Source organism: Nocardia sp. KT25-26 (genome assembly GCF_056627695.1).
This window is the reverse complement of record NZ_CM152813.1, coordinates 5,296,466-5,313,505: the sequence shown is the minus strand read 5'-3', so window position 1 is coordinate 5,313,505 and position 17,040 is coordinate 5,296,466. Positions and strand designations below refer to the sequence as shown.

Genomic DNA, 17,040 nt, shown 5'->3' with positions numbered 1-17,040 from the left:
GCTACGGAGCCGGGTCGGCCGTGTGGACCTGGTGCACGGTCTCGGTGAATCGCCGGACCGTCGCCGTTTCCCGGCTGCGTTGCCAGACCAGGCCGTACAGCAGCGGCGGCGCCTGCCGCAACGGTATGTAGGCGACGTCGGGGCGGGTCTGGTACTGCTCGGCGGCCGCGGAGACAACGGTCATGCCGTTGCCCGCACCGATGAAGCCCAGGACGTCGTAGAACTGCATCCGCAGCGGCAGGTGCCGGATCGGCCGGCCGGACGGGGTGACCTCCGGATAGTGCCGTCGCTGGAAAGGTAGCGACATTCCGGAGACCGTGATCAGCGGCAACTGTGCCAGATCCTCCGGGTCCGCGGTTCGCTGCCGGGCGAGTGCACTGTCGGCGGGTACCAGCAGTGCCGGCGATTGGGAGAACAGCACCGGTCCGGCGACCATATCGGGTTCGTCCAGTGGTAGTTCGGTGAGCTGCAGATCCAGGTCGCCGTCGCGGAGTGCCCGATACGGGTGGTCGAGGGACACTTCCCGCACCGCTACCTCGCAGTGCGGGAACTCGGCGCGGAAGGCGGCGCCGGCACGCAGCATAAGCCGGCCCGACCATGGGCCGGAGAACCCGGCGTGCAGGTGGTCCGCAACGCTGTGTGCCGTCCCGGTGGCGCGGTGCACGGCCTGCTGGATCCGGTCGACCGCTGGCTTCAGGTCGTTGTGGAATCGGGCGCCGAGTGGGGTGAGGGTGACTTTGCGGCTGGAGCGGTCGAACAGGGGTGCGCCGATGCGATGTTCGAGGCGTTTGATGGTTTGGCTGACGCGGCCGGGTGAGAGGTGTAGTCGTTCGGCGGTGCGGGCGAAGTGTAGTTCTTCTGCGAGCGTGAGGAACGCTTCGATCTCGTACCGCTCCACGCCTCGAGCATAGTGGCCTCCGTAGCCGGGGCTTCAGGGGCCTGCTTAGCAGCACCGAACCTCCGTTTACCGGAACGTCGTTGATCCACATGCGGAGCTGCGCGAAGGTCTCGGGGGTGGACAACACTCTCTACGACTACAGCCCGATCGTCGACCGCGCGCCGATCCGGTGGCCGGGGGATGCCCGGGTGGCGTTCTACATCGGCCTCAACATCGAGCATTTCCGGGTCGGCGTGCCTTCGACCAGCCTGAACGAGGGTACTGCCGCCCTCGTGCCGGACGCCCTCAACCATGGCTGGCGCGACTACGGCCCACGGGTCGGCATCTGGCGGATCGCGGAAATACTGGACTCGCACGGCATCCGGGCCAGCGCCCTGGTCAATTCGGAGGTGTGCTCGCGTTATCCGCAGATCATCGAGGCCGGGCGGAAACGGGATTGGGCGTGGGTGGCGCACGGTCGTACCAACTCGGTCCTGCACACGGGATATACGGAGGCCGAGGAGCGCGATGAGCTCACCGAGATCGTCGAGACCATCGAGAAGGCCACGGGCAGCCGTCCTCGTGGCTGGATGGGGCCCGGTCTCACCGAAACATTCCACACGCCGCGGTTGCTCGCCGAGCTCGGCTTGAACTACGTACTGGACTGGACGTGTGACGATCAACCGTTCCGGCTGAATGTCCCCGGTATGCTGAGTGTCCCGTACTCGGTGGAGCTGAACGATATCGGCCTGTTCACCATGAAGAGCTTCACCGGGCCCGACTTCACCCGCATGCTGATCGACCAGTTCGACCAGCTCTACGCGGAATCCGCCGAGAGCGGGCGAGTGCTCTCACTGGCATTGCATCCGTTCGTCATCGGGCAGGCCTTCCGCGCCAAGTACCTGGACGAGGCACTGGCCTACATCGCCGGCCACGACGGGGTATGGCTCACCACCAGTGACGAGATCGCCCAGCACTGTGCGGACCGGTTGCTCTGACCGTGACCGGATCGGCCACACCATTCCGGTGGTGCGGACTACTACGGGTCACCCGGCGGCGGTATCGCCCGGTTCCTGGATTCCGCCGAGCTTGGCCGGGTTGACCTGGAATCGGATGTTCTCGATCCGGTCGTCGTGAATGTCGTAGGTCAGCGCGCCGATCCGGTAGCCACCGACGACACCGACGATGCCGGTTTCCCCATTGACCGTCGTGGATTCCAGCCGGATATCGGCGGAGGCCGGTTTGGCCAGCACGCCGAGCAGCCAGCGGGCCACGTGGTCGGGCCCGAACAGTGGGCGGCGGGCGGCGGTGACGATGCCGCCGCCGTCGTTCCACAGGGTCACGTCGGGGGCGAGCAGCGCCATCAGCGCGTTGAGGTCACCGCCGTGGCAGGCGGCGATGAACTTCTCGGTGATCTCGTTGCGTGCCGCGTCGTCGGTGTCGAAACGGGGTCGGCGGGCCTGCACATGCGAGCGGGCGCGGCGGGCGATCTGGCGGACGGTGTTCTCCGGGCGGTCGAGGAAACCACCGATATCGGCGTGCGAGAAGCCGAATACCTCGCGTAGCACGAAGACCGCTCGTTCGGTGGGGTTCAAGGTCTCGAGGACGACCAGCATGGCCGTCGACACCGTATCGGCCATCTCGGTCTCCTCGGCGGCATTCGGTGTGGTGATCAGCGGTTCGGGAAGCCATGGGCCGACATAGGTTTCGCGAGTAGCCCGGGCCGAGGTCAGGCGGTTGAGGGCGAGATTGGTGACCGTGCGCACCAGGTACGCCTTGGGGTGTGTCACCGAAGCGTGCTCCACGGCATGCCATTTCAGCCAGGCATCCTGCAGTACATCCTCGGCGTCGGCGACACTGCCCAGCAGGTGATAGGCGGTACCGAAAAGCAGCCGGCGATGTTCGATGAACGGGTCGGCGGCGTCGTGCATCTCGTGCGCCGGTGTCCGCCGATCGGCACCGTGGTCCTGCATGGCTGTCGTCCTCACCGGTCTTCGCTTCGCCGGACGGAGCCGAGGGTCCGTGTGGTCCCTCGGCCCGGATTCGGATCATCATGCCGTCTCGAGGGTGGCCCGGCCACCCTTGGACAACTGCACCGGCAGTTTCACGTACCGGGTCATCTTCGCGGCCACCGGCGGGGTGCTGCTGACCTGCTCTTTGTAGATGGCCGCGGCCCGGCCGCGGAGGTACCACCGGTTGGGGGTGTCGTCGGCCCGGGTGAACTGGACCACCGCATCCTTGCGGCCCAGGCTGATCGGCTGGTGGAAGTAGCCGAAGCGCAACGGCTGTACCTTCTTCCCGCGCAACTGCCGGGCGATGACACCGGCGGTGTAGTCGGCGGTGACCACCCCGCTCTGGCAGGTGCCGTGCAGCCGCCCCCACGCCTGCCGGACCAGTGCGGCGTCGCCGATGGCGTGGATCTCCGGGTGCGATACCGAGCGCAGGGTCGGGTCGGTGACGACCAGCCCGTGCGCATCGGTCTCGATACCGGCCTCGGCGGCGAGCGGGGACACCCGGACACCGGTGGTCCACAACGTGAGATCCGAGGCCAGGAGTTCGCCGGTGTCCAGCCGCACCGCATCGGGCAGTACCTTGGTGGCCTTCACCCCGGCCATGCGCACCACGCCGAGGCGGTCCAGCACGCGGTTCAGGTAGGTGCGGGCCTTCGCGCCCATCATGGCCCCGGGTTCGGTGGCGCTGACCAAGGTGACGGTCAGCTCCGGATATGCCTCGGCGATCTCGGCGGCCGCTTCGATTCCGGTGAGCCCGCCACCGCAGACGGTGACCCCGCCCCCGGCGGCGGCGATTTCGGGCAACCGCTGCGCGAAGTGGTGTGCCGTCCGCGGATCGTCGAGGGTCCAGGCGTGGTCCGCCGCGCCGGGGACCCGGCTCGTGTCGGTGGTGCTGCCGAGTGCGTAGACCAACCGGTCGTATCCCAGGACCGAGCCGTCGTCGAGGGTGACGGTGCGGTCGGCTGGGTCGATGGCGGTGGCGGCGGCCCGGTGGAATTCCACGCCGGTGCCCGCCAGCAGGTCCGGGATCCGGAAGTCGGTCAGTTCCTGTCCGGCGGCGACCTGGTGCATGCGCAACCGCTCGACGAAGCGAGGAGAAGGATTCACCAGCGTGATGCGGGTGTTCAGCCTGCGCGTGTAGCGGGCCAGCCGGGCGGTGGCGATCAGGCCGGCGTAGCCGGCGCCGAGGACGATGATCTCGTGGGTCGTGGTGGTCATGCCGTGCTCCCTGGGTGCTCGGTTGTCGAGGTCGGCTATGGGACAGGGCAGCGGCCGCGGACGTGACACCATGTAATGTGACCTGAGTCACTTGGTAGGCCTGCCGAGCTGTCGATCCGCAACATCTCGTATTACGAATCGCTGATATTATGAATATTCGAGATTTGAAATATGGAGGTGGCGGCATGGCGACGACGGTGGAAATTCCGGACGAGCTCCTCGCCGAAGCCCTGCGCCTGACCGGGCTGAGTACCAAGAAGGCCGTCATCAATCTCGCGATGTCGGAGCTGGTCCAGGGGTACCGGCAGCGGGAGGCGTTGACCCGGCTCAAGCGGATGGATCACAACCCGTTCCTGACCGCCGAGGAGCTGGCCGAACACGGTGAGGGTAGATGACTTCGGTGCGACCCCGGTACCTCGTCGACCAGTCGGCGATGTCGCATTACCGCACCGACGGCGCCGTGGAGCAGGCGATAGACGAACTCGCGGTCACCGGTGCGCTGTGCGCGTCGGCGGTGACCATGGACGAAGCGCGGTTCAGCGCCCGTAACGCGGCCGACCTCGACTATCTCACCGAACTGTACGGTTCCGTCTTCTGCTGGCTCCCTGCCGACGAGATCGTCGAAAGCAATGTCGGCCGGATCCGCACCGCGCTGTGGAAAATCGGCGCGGGTCGCGGCGCGCAGACCACCGACGTGCATATCGCCGCCGTCGCGCTCCGCCACGACGCAACGGTCATCCACAACGACACCGACTTCGTGGCCATCGCCCGAGCGATCCCCGAATTCAGGCAGCGCCGAGTGGTGCCGGGTGAACGGCACCGATGAGGGGATCGGCGCATGCGGGTATCGGCCCTTGCTCGTCGTGACGATGGGCGATGCGGCTGGTCATCGTGGCCTTGCACCCGGTTCGAGTGTTGTCGATCGCTCGATATCCGTCATTGTCCCAGGGGTGGCAAAAACCGCGGTAAGCGAAGTAGTGGCCGAGTGTTAGTATGTATTACGTTGGCTCTGGGCCAACTATTTGCATACACCGGGAGGTGGTGTTGGTGGCGGTCGGGCGTCGCAGTACCCCACTGCCCAGGGAGCTGTGGCGGGTGCCGCTTCGAACCATGCGGCCGCAGGACTTGGCCGACATCTACGCACAGCCGCGGCCCGAAATCGCGCGGCTGGTCGACCGGGGGGTGCTGCACCGTGTTGCGCACGGCTACTACGTTATCGTGCCGCCGGACCATGTCGGCCGGACTTGGCTGCCCGGCCTCGAGGCGGCGGCCGCAGGTATAGCCGCATCGATCTACGGCTCCGATCAGGCAGTCGTCATGGGGGTCAGTGCGGCGCGCATGCTGGGAGCTGTACCCCGTGCATTGGCGACTGCGATTGTCGCGGTGCCGAGACAGCATCGGTCGATTTCGCTGACCGACCGCCCGGCACAAGTTCGGTTCGTCCGCCGCGACACCGAGGCACTCGACGCCGAGCGCATCGAAACAACACTGGGGTCGGCGCTGGTCACTACCCCGGAACAGACCGTGCTCGATCTCGCCCGGCGTCCCGAGCTGGGCAATGCCGAGGCGGAGGTTCGTTCGGCGATCGATACGCTGTACCGCCGCAGCGACTCTGCGAGGCTGGCACAGCTCGCCAGGGATCAGCGTCTGGGTGCGGCACTTCGGCGCGCGGAAAGCTGGTTCGGGCATGAGTAGCGAGGAACACGAAAGTGTCGCAGCTCAATTCGGCGTATCCGCGGAGCAGGTCGAGCGGGACCACCTGATCTCCCACCTGCTGGCGGCTATCAGCCGCGGGTTCGGTGACCGGTTGCACTTCATCGGCGGAACCGCCCTCGCCCGTACCCATCTGGTGAGCGGCAGGCTCAGTGAAGACATCGATCTGGTTGCGTTGGACAACCGCACGGTACTGGCAGCCGAACTGGATGCTGCGCTACCTCGCGCGGTCGCGCGGAGCTACGGGCGGCTGGAATGGGCGCCGTCGCTGAGCAACGTCCCGGATGTCGGCGCAGCCAATCTTCGCTCTGCATTCGGTGTGTCGGTCAAGATCCAGTTGCTGTCGGTACGCGGCAGATCGGTGTGGCCGGCCGAACTCCGTCGTCTCGAACAGCGGTACAGCGACGTGCCGCCGGCCGAGATGTTCGTCCCGACGTTGCCGGCCTTTGTTGCGGGAAAGACGGCGACATGGCACGACCGGCGCGCAGCGCGCGACCTCTGGGACCTCTGGGCGCTGAGCGGCATCGGCGCGATCGACCGCACTGCAGGAGTGATGTACCGGAAGTACGGTCCGACGAACCGGTTCCCAGTGCGCCGTTGTTCGATCGTGCACCGGATGAAGACGTCTGGAACACGCAACTGGCCGGGCAGACTCGGCTGGTGATCACGGCTGAGACCGCGCTGGCGACGGTGCGAGACGCTTGGGCACGGGTTGTGGAGTGACCGGTGTATTCGAGCAGTGTTGTGGTTCGGGGTGCGGTTGCCGAGGCCGATGTATCGGTCGCCGATATCGACCACCGACTTCGTGACCATCGCCCGAGCGATCCCCGAATTCAGGCAGCGCCGAGTGGGGGACAGCCGATTATCGAGGTGAGTCGGCCGCGCTGACGGAGTGCACAGTGTCGATGAATCGGCGCACGGTGGCCGTCGCGCGGTGACCGGCCCAGATCAGGCCGTACTCGACCGGTGGTGCCTCCGGTAGCGGTACGTAGGCGATGTCGGGGCGGGACAGGTACTTCTCCAGGACAGCCGAGACGACGGTCATTCCGTTGCCGGCGCCGATGAGAGTCGGGATGTCGTAGAACGGCATCCGCACCGGTAGGTGCTGGATCGGTCGTCCCGACGGCGTGACCGTCGGGTAGTGCCGATGCTGGAACGCCTTCGACATACTGGCGACCGTGATCAGCGGAAGCCGGGCGAGATCTTCCAGGTCGGCGGAGTGCTGCCGGGCGAGCCGGCTGCCGGCGGGCACGAGGAGCGCGGGAGGCTCGGAGAACAATGCCGGTCCGGCGACCACATCGGGTTCTTCCAGCGGTAGTTCGGTGAGCTGCAGATCCAGGTCACCGTCCCGGAGCGCCCGATGCGGGCTGTCGAGGGACACTTCCCGCACGGTCACCTCGCAGTGCGGGAACTCGCCACGGAAGGCCGTGGCGGCCTGGAGCATCAGTCGACCCGACCATGGACCGGAGAACCCGATACGCAGGCTGCCCGCAATGCAGTGTGCCGTCTCGGTGGCATTGCGAACGGCCTGCTGGATTCGGTCGAAACCGGGTTTCAGGTCGTTGTGGAATCGGGCGCCGAGTGGGGTGAGGGTGACTTTGCGGCTGGAGCGGTCGAACAGGGGTGCGCCGATGCGATGTTCGAGGCGTTTGATGGTTTGGCTGACGCGGCCGGGTGAGAGGTGTAGTCGTTCGGCGGTGCGGGCGAAGTGTAGTTCTTCTGCGAGCGTGAGGAACGCTTCGATCTCGTACCGCTCCACGCCTTGAGCATAGCCGGGCCGCTCGGCGGTGTTGCGGGGGCTGCTTTAGCACTGGTGAATCCGCGTTTACCGGAACGTCGTTGATCCGCATCCGGTGGTGGTCGAAGGTTTTCGGGGTGGACAACTTGCTGTACGACTACCGGCCGATCGTCGATCGCGCACCGGTCCGGTGGCCGGGGGTGCCCGGGTAGGCGCGCCCTCGACCGGCCTGAACAGGGACTGCGGCTCCGGTGCCGGTGATCACTCGCGCGACGATGCCGGTCACACTCACCTGTTCCGCGTCGTCAGCAGTAGAAGTACCGATCTTGCGGGACGTAGTAGCCAGGAGGCGGCAGGTGAGAACGATCAGCGATGTCGCCGACGGGCCATCGGAGGTGGACACGGAGTGCCGTGGTGATGAGGCGCTGGTGCGCTACACCGTTTCTCCGCATTTGACGCGGTTGCTGATCGAGACGGGGCTGCGGGTCGGGCTGGATCGAGCACAGATCAGGCATCTTCCGACCCCTGGTGCCCGGAGCTGGGACCGGAGCCGGATCCCGACCGCCACCATGATCCGCGTCTGGGAGGAAGTCGGTGGTGTGCTGGTCGATGCGGGTGGAGTCGGCCGTCTGACGGAGCTGTGGCGGCCGGGGGCGCTGGGGGTGTGGGACTATCTGTTCATCGCGTCGGACACACTTTCCGTCGCATTCCGGGACAGCGCGCGTCAGCTCGCGGTCATCGGTGACCCGCGCACCGAGATATCCGTCACCCGTGACGACGAGGGGCTGACAGTCAGCTGGGGCAGTCCGCATGTCGGGGACCATCCGTCCTATCCGCTGATCGCGGAATTCGTACCCTCCCTGCTACTCGCGGAGGCGTGCTCCGGAGCTGGGCGTCCGATCACGCCGAGGCGGGTCCGGTTGCCGCATCGGGCGCCGAAACGGATTGCGGATTTGCGCGAGCTGTACCGCACGCGGAACGTCGATTTCGAGGCGGGGGCGCCGGCGATCACCTTTTCCGAGGCGGATGCGGAGGCACCGTTGCCGGGGGCCGATCCGGTACTGGCGGCGATCTTGAACGAGCATGCTCGGATCACGGCGGAGACCGCGAGATCGGTCGTCAGCTGGCTGGATCGGTTTCATATCGTTCTGGGTGCGGCCGTCGACGACGGCCCGCCTGATCTCACGGAGGTTGCGCATCGGCTCGGTATGGCGCCACGAACGGTGCAGCGGCGGCTGAGCGAAGCCGGGACGACGTGGCGAGCGGAGGTGGACTGCCTCCGTCAGCGTCGGGTGGACCGACTGTTGCGGGAGACGTCGCTGACCGTGGATTCGATTGCGTCCCGGATGGGCTATTCGGATTCCCGGGCATTGCGCCGGGCAATCCACCGGTGGTACGGATGCGGCCCGAAAGCTGTCCGGAACTCCTCCGGACACCAGGATCGGCGCGAAGTGTCCGGAAGGCGGCATCTTCGGCCCTGATGCCGTCGCCGGCCGATCCGTAGCTTCGATTCCGGAGCGCAGCCGCTCCTGTCGATTCCCGACAACAATGATTCGAGCGAGGGGAGATCCGGTGAGCCGGAATTTGGCGGGCAGCAGGGCTGTCGTGACCGGTGGTACGCATGGGATGGGGTTGGCCCTCGTGGAGGCGTTGCTCGCTGCCGGTGCCGAGGTGGTGCTGACCGGGCGTAACGAGAAGACGCTGGAGGAGGCGCGGACGGAGCTCGCCGGTCGGGCGGCGCATGTCGTCCGGTCCGATGCGGCGGATATGGCCGATATCGCCGCGCTGGCCGAATTCGTCCAGGGCCGGCTCGGCCGGGTCGACCACCTGTTCGTCAATCACGGCATAGCTGCGTTCGCGGAGCTTGCCGAGGTGACCGAGGCCGAGTGGGACCGGCACTTCACGATCAACGCCAAGGGTGCCTTCTTCACCGTGCAGGCTTTGGCGCCGTTGTTGTCCGATGGTGGTTCCATCGTCTTCACCACGGTCGGCAACGATGTGGTGTTTCCGGGGCTGAGTGCGTATTCGGCCTCGAAGGAGGCGGTCCGTGCGTTCGCTCATGTACTTGCCGCCGAACTGCTGCCCCGGAAGATCCGGGTGAATTCGGTGGCCCCCGGTTTCATCGAGACGCCGACGATGGGTGTTGCCGGTCTGTCCGAGCAGGAACGCGAGGAGTTCGTGCGGCAGGGCAACGAATCCACGCCGCTGCGCCGCACCGGCACCGTCGAGGAAGTGGCTACTGCGGCATTGTTTCTGGCTGCTGATGCGACGTTCACTACGAATGTCGAACTGGCTGTCGACGGTGGTTTCGCCCAGGGGCTCCCGGTGGGGAGCTGAGCAACGATGGCCGCACCGGCGACGACCACGCCGAAAGCCCGGAGCGGAAACGACTGACGTGTACGACGAGGAACAACGACTCATCGACTTGGCCATGATGTGGGAACCGTACGGCGGCCCACCGAGTGAGGAGTTGCTGGTCGGCCTGGGTATCACGCCACAGCAATTCCATATTCGAGTCCAGCGCATCCTGACCGCTCGGTGCGCGCGCAGGGAAAAGCCCTACCGACAGCTGGTGCGCTGGAGCCTGCGCTCATATCTGACGAATCCCACCTAGCCGCGGACCCGGAGTGCCGAATCTGTGCCGAGGCCGGGCGAGGCTCGGCTGGGTCCGATTCCCTTGGCTCGCAAATTATCGATCGCTGTGAACACCGACTGGACAGTGATGTCAGCCGGCACCTATCTGAAAGGGGTACAACATGTCTCGTCTCCCGCTCATTCAACCCGAATCCGCCACCGGTCCCGCCGCCGACCTCCTTGCCGGCGTTCAGAAGGCGCTCGGCGTGACACCGAACATGACCAAGGTCATGGTCAACAGCCCGGCGGTGCTCGAGGCCTACCTCGGGTTTTCCGGTGCGTTGAACGGCGGAACGCTTCCGGCCGCGGTACGGGAGCGGATCGCGATCCTCGTCGCTCAGGAGAACGGCTGCGACTACTGCCTGTCCGCGCACACCTACCTCGCCACCAACGTCGCCGGGCTCGATGCCGAAGAGGCCTCCCGCGCCCGCACCGGGAACGCTTTCGATGCGAAGACCGAAGCGATCCTGGCCTTTGCCACCGCGGTTGTCCGCCGCAAAGGCGGAGTCGAGGACGTCGATCTGAAGACGGCCCGCGAGGCGGGCGTGACCGACGGGGAAATCGCCGAAGTCGTGGCGAACGTGGCCCTCAACGTCTTCACCAACTACCTCAACAAGACTGCCGACACCGACATCGACTGGCCGGTCGTCCGCACCTCCATCTGATCCGCTCCGGCGCCCGGTGCGGCCTTCGGGCCCCGCACCGGGCGCCATGAATGTGCACGGCACGAGGAATCACAATGAGCATCACCATGAAGATCGGCCACGTAGGCCTGAACGTCTCGGACCTCGCGCGGTCCACCGCTTTCTACACAGAAGTCTTCGGTCTCGAAGTGCTCGCCGGGCAGACGGAGGGCGAGCGCAAGCACGCCCTCCTCGGTGCCGACGGGGTCCTGCAGCTGGCCCTGTGGGAGCAGAGCGAGGGGGAATTCCCCACCCGCCTTCCCGGCCTGCACCACTTGGCCATGGAGGTTCCCGACATGGCGGCTGTCCGGCAGGCGGAGGCCACCCTGAAGCGGCTCGGTGCGCAGATGTTCTACGACGGCATCGTTTCGCACGGCGAGGGCGCCTCCGCCGGCGGCGTGTTCTTCACCGATCCCGATGGCATCCGCCTGGAGATCTACGCGCCCTCCGGTGCCGAAACGGCGCCCGCTCCCGTTGCCGATGCCCCGACCTGCGGATTCTTCTAGACGATCGCCTCGGACCCCGTCCGAAAGGAGTGCCATGCTTCATCCAGGCGAAATCGCTGTCCAGCGTCGGGCCGGAATCGCGACCGGAAAAACCTTGGGCTCGGCTCGTGTCGGCGCCACCATTCCGGCCAAGGCCGCCGAATTCCTCCCACACCAGCGGCTCATCGCGATCGGTGCCACCGACGGCGAAGACAGGGTGTGGGCCAGTGCGCTGGCCGGGCCGGCCGGCTTCGTCTCGTCCGTCAACGAGCACACTGTCGTCGTCGATCGGGCGCCTGCCGGGGCCGATCCGTTGACCGGGTCGTTCGACGTCGATCGCGATCTCGGCATGCTCGTGATCGAGCCGGCCACGCGCCGGCGCATGCGGATCAACGGTACCGCCCGCCGGGACGGCGACGGCCTGCGGATCCGTACCGACCAGGTCTATTCGAACTGCCCCAAGTACATCCAGGCCCGCCGTCCCGAAGGCGATTTCGCTGCCCGTGCCCAGGGTGCGTCGCGAACCGGGAAGGTTCTCACCGCCGCACAGCGGGAGTGGATCTCGGCTGCCGATACCTTCGTCGTCGCCACCCTGGCCGAAGGCGCCGGCGCCGACGCCTCGCATCGGGGTGGCAATCCCGGTTTCGTCACCGTCACCGGCGAACGAACGCTCAGCTGGCCCGACTACCTCGGCAACTCGATGTATATGACGCTCGGCAATCTGGAACTCGACCCGCGCTGCGGGCTGCTGTTCCTCGACTGGGAACACGGACACGCCCTGCATCTGAGCGGTCGCGCCCGAACCGACTGGGACCCGCACCGCGCCACCGAATTTCCCGGAGCGCAGCGGGTGATCGACTTCGAACTCGAACTCGCCGTGGAGATCGAACATGCCCTCCCGATGAGCTGGATCTTCGAGGCGTATTCCAAGTTCAATCCGCTGGTAGGGACGTGACATAGATATCCGACGAGGGTTCCGGGACAGGTTCCCCCGCACCGGAACCCTCGTCAGTCCCGTCCGGCTTCGTGGTCCTGGGACAGCTGCCGTCTCACGCTGCCGCGAGCACGCCGGAAGCGATCACCGGCGCCAGGTAGAGCACCGGGAACGGGAGGTGTCCCCAGGACCGGGCCCGGGCGATCGTCACCAGGGCACCGGTGAAGTACAGGACCAGGCCGACGACTGCTGCGGCGCCGATGATCGGGATGAACAGTCCGGCGAGCAACCCCAGTGCTCCCGCGGCCTTCGCCACGCCGAGCGGAGTCCACCAGCTCTCCGGCACCCCGTACTCGACGAGCGGGTCGACGACGAACGGTGCCCGCCGCAGCAGCGAGAATGCCGAGAATCCCACCCATACCGCCGCGGCGATGGTGACGATGACGTAGGCGGTGTCCATGTCCTGCTCCGATCTCTCCCCGGGTGTGCCCGGCCTTGTTCTTGCACCACGTGATCCGTGGTCTGCCGAGTAGACGAGGCACAGTATCCGAGTGTGACATCCCATGCGAACCGAGCGTCCGGTTTGTTTCAGTCCGGCAGGTGCGGCCGACCGTTGATATCGCGGCTCAGGGTGCCGACCGGCCGGTGATCGGACGACAGATCAGCATTTCGTTTCCGCCCACCTGGAACTCGTAGTCGACATCGACGATCCGGCCGGCTATCGCGTGCGTGCGCAGGTCGGCGAACAAAGCGTCCAGACGTGGGTAGCGGGAGACCGCGCCGATCGGGACGAGCGGGAAGACACGCAGCTCACCACGGGTGACCCGGCGAGCAGTGGCTGGCGGCTCAGGGGCACCGTCGCCGGGTGGACACCGCACTGACCGGTGCTGTGTTCGGAGGCAGCTGCACGTAGTGGGGGCATCCGGGCCGGCTCTAGTGCGGACCCTCCGACGTCGACCGGGGCAGGAGCCCGCGATCCAGGGCGACGACCACGGCATGGGTGCGGTCGCTGACGTCGAGTTTGGCGAAAATGCGAAGCAGATGGGTCTTGACGGTGGCTTCGGCGATGTTCAGGAACCTGCCGATTTCAGGGTTGGAGAGGCCACCGGCTACGGCTTGCAGGACATCGATTTCACGAGCGGTCAAGGGTATCGGTTCCGGACGGCGCAACCGGGCGACAAGTAGATCCGCGACGCGGGGAGCCAGGACAGTGCGGCCGCGGGCGGCGGAGTGGATGGCCTCGACGAGTTGGTCGCGAGTGGTGTCCTTGAGGAGATAGCCCATGGCGCCCGCTTCGATGGCTCGTTCGATATCGGAGTCGGTGTCGTAGGTGGTCAGGATGAGGACGCGCGTTGTGGTGCGGCCGGTGATCTCCCGGGTGGCGGCTACGCCGTCCATGACCGGCATGCGCAGATCGAGCAAGGCCACATCGGGTTTCAGTCGCTGAGCGAGTTCGAGGGCCGCGCGGCCATCCTCCGCTTCACCGACGATATCGATACTTGCTTCGGCGGCGAGCAGTGCCGTGAGACCAGCACGCATGACGATATGGTCGTCAGCGAGGATCAAGCGTAGAGGTCCGGCCACATCACGTCCGATCGTCGGCGGGTAGTGCGGCGAAGATGCGGGTACCTTCGCCGGGCGAGCTGGTGACGGTGAGCTCGCCGCCGAGTTCGGCGAGCCGGGCGCGCATACCGTTGAGGCCGAAGCCTCGGGCCGCGGTGGGACTGAAACCTGTTCCGTCATCCGCGATTTCGAGTTCCGGTCCGGACGCTCCTGCTGCCAGAACGATGCTCACCGTGCTCGCCCCAGCGTGCTTTCGGATATTGGCCAGCGATTCTTGGGCGCAGCGCACCAGTGCGATCCTGGTGCGCTGATCGCAGCCGACATCGTGCAGCTCCGCGTCCACGACCAGCCCGGTGTCCTCGACGAACCTGTCGAGGATGCGCCGCAGTGCCGGTGCGATACCGCCGGACACGACACCGCCTGTCGGCGCCGGCCCGACGAGGACACGTGCTTCCGCCAGGTTTTCGCGGGCGGTGCGTTCGATGGACAACAGTTGTCCGGCGCTTGCCACCGGATCGGTTTCGAGACCTGCGCGCGCCGCCTCGGCCAGCACAACGATGGAGGCAAAGCCCTGGGCCAGCGTGTCGTGGATCTCGCGGGCGAGTCGTTCACGTTCCTCGGCCGCGCCCTGCCGCTGATGCGCCGCGACCAGTTCCGATTGTGTGCGTTCCAGTTCGGCGCTGAGTATCCGGGCACGTTCTTCCCCCTGTTCGAGCACCCGGTCCATCCACAACCCCAGCAAAACACCGCCAGCGAGGCCGATCAGGGTGAAAACCACGTGCCCCGGGGAGAACGGCGTCCCGGTGAAAGTACCGATCAAGGTAGCCGCCGCGGCCGCACCGATGAAGCCGATCGCCTGGCGCTGGGTGGCGGTATAGATCCAGAACATGGGCAGCGACACGATGAAGAACGCCGCGCCACCGTCGAGCAGGATCGCGGTCCCGCCGAGTACCAGCACGAGCACCCAGAGGAAACCGCTCGGCCGCACCAGGGGATTGACGGGAAAGCACCTCAGGACGAAGTAGGTTACGGCGAGTACTGCCACCAGCGCCCACGTCGCGTACTTCGTGGCATCGATCCTGTCGTGCACAGCGATCACCGGTGGGCACAGACCGAACAGGACCCAACAGCCGAGATACCACCGTCGCAGTATCCGCACCCGGAATCGATCGTCGGTACGCGGCTGCTCGTCCATTTCGATCAGCTTACTTTCACCGGTACGAAGCGTTCCTTGGCGCCGACCGGCCGAACGGGCCACCAGGCTCGCTCCCCCAGTATGAGCAGCAGCGCGGGCAGGATCACGATCCTGATGACGAACGCGTCGAGGAGTACGGCGGCAGCGAGCGCGAAGCCCATCTGCTTCATTTCCATGATGTGCAGCGGAACGAAGCTGGCGAACACGGTAACCATGATGAATGCGGCGCTGGTCACCACCGCGGCCGAACCGCCGACACCTTCGAGCACGGCTTGCCTGGTGTTCAGCCCCTTGTCGACGGCTTCTTCGATCCGGCTCAGCACGAGGATCTGATAGTCCATCGATAAGCCGAACAGGATCACCAGCAGCAGCAATGGCACCCGGGAACCGATCGTGCCGGTCGAGTCGAAGTCGAGCAGGTCCTCGGCCCAGGTGTGCTGGAAGACCAGGGTCACCAGTCCCAGAGACGCACCCGCAGAGAGCAGGTTCAGCACCACACCGATCGCCCCGAGCACGAGAGACCGGAAGGCCGCGGCCGTCAGAACGAAGGTCGCGAGCAACAATGCCGCGATGATCACGGGTAGTTTCTGTTTCTGATGTGCCGGGTAGTCCGCGTATCGGGCGACGTCACCGGTCACCGCGAAGTCGATATCGGACAGGGCGCCGATCGTGGTCGGCACGTAGTCCGCTCGGATTCTCTCGAGCGACTCCACGGCCGCCTTGTCGCTGACGTAGTGCGGCGTAGGTAGTTCCAGCAGACTGACGCGGCCGTCGGCCGAGGTACGCAGGTCCGAGGTGCCCGTCAGCGCCGGGTCCGCCGCGGCCCGTCGCGCCAGGGCATACAGCGCGTCCGCGACTTCGTTCGCCCGATCCGGCTCCGCCGCGACGACAACCTGGTGCATGGCTTTCAGTTCCGGGAAAGCGGCGTTCAGACGATCGAAGGTCTGCATGGCGGGGATAATGCGCGGATGAGTCTCCCGCCCCATATCGGTGAGTTCCAGACCGAGCACCGGCGTGGTGAGCGCCAGCATCGCCGTCACCGCTACCACCAGTCCAGCAGCAGGTTTCATCGCTATCCTACCGAGCAGGAATCTGGTGAATCGCCCGCCGTTCGACGGCTCACGGTGGTTCGGTGCGGTAACCGCGGCCTTGCATGCGACCCGACGGGTGAGCACCGCAAGCAGTGCCGGTAGCGCGGTAAGCGAGCTGATCACCGCGACCAGCGTCACCAGTATCGCGGCGGTGGCGATCGAGGAGAAGATCACATCATCGGCGAAGTACAAGGTCGCGGTGGAGGCCACGACGGCAAGCCCGGACACCACCACAGCCCGGCCCGAAGTCGCCGCAGCCAGTTCCACCAACGCCTGCGCACCCAGCAGTCCACCGGAGCGGGCGCGCTCCTCCCGGGCACGCTTCAAATAGAACAGCGTGTAGTCGACGCCGACAGCCAGACCGAGGAGCAAGATGATGTTGGTGCCGACACCGTTATCGGGGAACAGGTGCGAGGCGGGCATCGACAACCCGACGGCAGCGATGATCGACGACACCGCCAGCAGCACCGGTACCAGCGCCATTGCCACTGAACGTAAGACGAACATCAGGGTGATCAAGGTGACCGGCAATGCGATCAACTCCGTGCGGGCCAGGTCCCGCCCGCGCAATTCGTCGACACCGCTGCTGATCGAAGGCCCACCGGTCTGCTCGATCAACAGCTCGGGATGAGCCCGCTGCAGCTCCTCGGTCTGCGCCCGCAACGCACCGACATGCTTTTTCCCGTCGAGCTCCGCCCCCGCCAAGGTCACATCGACCCGCAGCGCCGTATTGCCGGGTGAATACACCGGTACTGCCACGGATTCGACCTCCGGCAGCCGCAGCATCCGATCGGCAACTTCCTGCGCGACGTCATAGGCCACGCCGTCCAGCCGGGTCCCGTCGCCGGTGATGAGTACCCGCTCCACCGCTCGCGGTTGCAGCCCACCCGAGGCCGC

The 17,040-nt window shown here is 66.2% G+C and carries 18 protein-coding genes; 10 read left to right on the top strand and 8 right to left on the bottom strand.

The window, feature by feature from the left end; all coding sequences use genetic code 11:
* Nucleotide 1: 1 nt before the first annotated feature.
* Entirely contained in the window at nt 2–898 is an 897-nt protein-coding gene (locus AC1HFH_RS23990) for a LysR family transcriptional regulator (RefSeq protein ID WP_480245045.1), read from the bottom strand.
* Between the two features lie 116 nt (nt 899–1,014).
* Between AC1HFH_RS23990 and AC1HFH_RS23985 the strand changes: the two genes are divergently transcribed.
* On the top strand, nt 1,015–1,875 hold the full coding sequence (locus tag AC1HFH_RS23985; protein WP_480245044.1) for a polysaccharide deacetylase family protein: 861 nt from the start codon (nt 1,015–1,017) through the stop codon (nt 1,873–1,875).
* A gap of 48 nt (nt 1,876–1,923) precedes the next feature.
* On the opposite strand, the gene AC1HFH_RS23980 is transcribed toward AC1HFH_RS23985, so the two are convergent.
* Together AC1HFH_RS23980 and AC1HFH_RS23975 are read right to left on the bottom strand one after the other, a co-directional pair.
* Nucleotides 1,924–2,850, bottom strand: a complete 927-nt coding sequence (locus tag AC1HFH_RS23980) for an RNA polymerase sigma-70 factor (protein ID WP_480245043.1) — start codon at nt 2,848–2,850, stop codon at nt 1,924–1,926.
* A gap of 78 nt (nt 2,851–2,928) precedes the next feature.
* Nucleotides 2,929–4,107, bottom strand: coding sequence for an NAD(P)/FAD-dependent oxidoreductase (locus AC1HFH_RS23975; RefSeq protein WP_480245042.1), 1,179 nt, complete (start codon nt 4,105–4,107; stop codon nt 2,929–2,931).
* A 185-nt stretch (nt 4,108–4,292) separates the two neighbouring features.
* Between AC1HFH_RS23975 and AC1HFH_RS23970 the strand changes: the two genes are divergently transcribed.
* The 4 genes from AC1HFH_RS23970 (at nt 4,293) to AC1HFH_RS23955 (ending at nt 6,484) form a co-directional block, all read left to right on the top strand.
* On the top strand, nt 4,293–4,502 hold the full coding sequence (locus AC1HFH_RS23970) for a type II toxin-antitoxin system VapB family antitoxin (RefSeq protein WP_480245041.1): 210 nt from the start codon (nt 4,293–4,295) through the stop codon (nt 4,500–4,502).
* A complete protein-coding gene (locus tag AC1HFH_RS23965) occupies nt 4,499–4,933 on the top strand; it encodes a PIN domain-containing protein (protein ID WP_480245040.1) in 435 nt (144 codons plus the stop codon). The genes AC1HFH_RS23970 and AC1HFH_RS23965 overlap by 4 nt, the downstream gene beginning before the upstream one ends.
* Before the next feature lie 284 nt (nt 4,934–5,217).
* Nucleotides 5,218–5,802: a type IV toxin-antitoxin system AbiEi family antitoxin domain-containing protein gene (locus AC1HFH_RS23960; RefSeq protein ID WP_480247958.1), complete on the top strand. Its 585-nt coding sequence runs from the start codon at nt 5,218–5,220 to the stop codon at nt 5,800–5,802.
* Nucleotides 5,795–6,484, top strand: coding sequence for a nucleotidyl transferase AbiEii/AbiGii toxin family protein (locus AC1HFH_RS23955; RefSeq protein WP_480245039.1), 690 nt, complete (start codon nt 5,795–5,797; stop codon nt 6,482–6,484). The genes AC1HFH_RS23960 and AC1HFH_RS23955 overlap by 8 nt, the downstream gene beginning before the upstream one ends.
* Nucleotides 6,485–6,682: 198 nt before the next feature.
* Here the strand turns inward: AC1HFH_RS23955 and AC1HFH_RS23950 are convergent, their stop codons facing one another.
* Complete coding sequence (locus AC1HFH_RS23950) at nt 6,683–7,579, bottom strand: LysR family transcriptional regulator (RefSeq protein ID WP_480245038.1); 897 nt, start codon at nt 7,577–7,579, stop codon at nt 6,683–6,685.
* A gap of 335 nt (nt 7,580–7,914) precedes the next feature.
* Between AC1HFH_RS23950 and AC1HFH_RS23945 the strand changes: the two genes are divergently transcribed.
* From AC1HFH_RS23945 to AC1HFH_RS23925, 5 genes are all read left to right on the top strand, one after another.
* Nucleotides 7,915–9,039 (top strand): AraC family transcriptional regulator, encoded by a 1,125-nt coding sequence (locus tag AC1HFH_RS23945; RefSeq protein ID WP_480245037.1) that lies wholly within the window; start codon nt 7,915–7,917, stop codon nt 9,037–9,039.
* A 124-nt stretch (nt 9,040–9,163) separates the two neighbouring features.
* On the top strand, nt 9,164–9,895 hold the full coding sequence (locus AC1HFH_RS23940) for an SDR family oxidoreductase (RefSeq protein ID WP_480245036.1): 732 nt from the start codon (nt 9,164–9,166) through the stop codon (nt 9,893–9,895).
* Between the two features lie 419 nt (nt 9,896–10,314).
* The gene (locus AC1HFH_RS23935) at nt 10,315–10,857 is read left to right on the top strand and encodes a carboxymuconolactone decarboxylase family protein (protein WP_480245035.1); all 543 of its coding nucleotides are present in this window, start codon (nt 10,315–10,317) and stop codon (nt 10,855–10,857) included.
* Nucleotides 10,858–10,931: 74 nt separating this feature from the next.
* Nucleotides 10,932–11,381, top strand: a complete 450-nt coding sequence (locus AC1HFH_RS23930) for a VOC family protein (protein ID WP_480245034.1) — start codon at nt 10,932–10,934, stop codon at nt 11,379–11,381.
* A 34-nt stretch (nt 11,382–11,415) separates the two neighbouring features.
* Nucleotides 11,416–12,315: a pyridoxamine 5'-phosphate oxidase family protein gene (locus AC1HFH_RS23925; RefSeq protein ID WP_480245033.1), complete on the top strand. Its 900-nt coding sequence runs from the start codon at nt 11,416–11,418 to the stop codon at nt 12,313–12,315.
* A 94-nt stretch (nt 12,316–12,409) separates the two neighbouring features.
* On the opposite strand, the gene AC1HFH_RS23920 is transcribed toward AC1HFH_RS23925, so the two are convergent.
* The 4 genes from AC1HFH_RS23920 to AC1HFH_RS23905 all read right to left on the bottom strand — a co-directional run bounded on the left by AC1HFH_RS23920 (nt 12,410) and on the right by AC1HFH_RS23905 (nt 17,010).
* The gene (locus AC1HFH_RS23920) at nt 12,410–12,754 is read right to left on the bottom strand and encodes a DoxX family protein (RefSeq protein ID WP_480245032.1); all 345 of its coding nucleotides are present in this window, start codon (nt 12,752–12,754) and stop codon (nt 12,410–12,412) included.
* 473 nt (nt 12,755–13,227) lie between these two features.
* Nucleotides 13,228–13,833: a response regulator gene (locus tag AC1HFH_RS23915; protein ID WP_480245031.1), complete on the bottom strand. Its 606-nt coding sequence runs from the start codon at nt 13,831–13,833 to the stop codon at nt 13,228–13,230.
* A gap of 46 nt (nt 13,834–13,879) precedes the next feature.
* The gene (locus AC1HFH_RS23910) at nt 13,880–15,052 is read right to left on the bottom strand and encodes a sensor histidine kinase (RefSeq protein ID WP_480245030.1); all 1,173 of its coding nucleotides are present in this window, start codon (nt 15,050–15,052) and stop codon (nt 13,880–13,882) included.
* Nucleotides 15,053–15,057: 5 nt separating this feature from the next.
* Nucleotides 15,058–17,010: an MMPL family transporter gene (locus AC1HFH_RS23905; RefSeq protein ID WP_480245029.1), complete on the bottom strand. Its 1,953-nt coding sequence runs from the start codon at nt 17,008–17,010 to the stop codon at nt 15,058–15,060.
* Nucleotides 17,011–17,040: the final 30 nt, after the last annotated feature.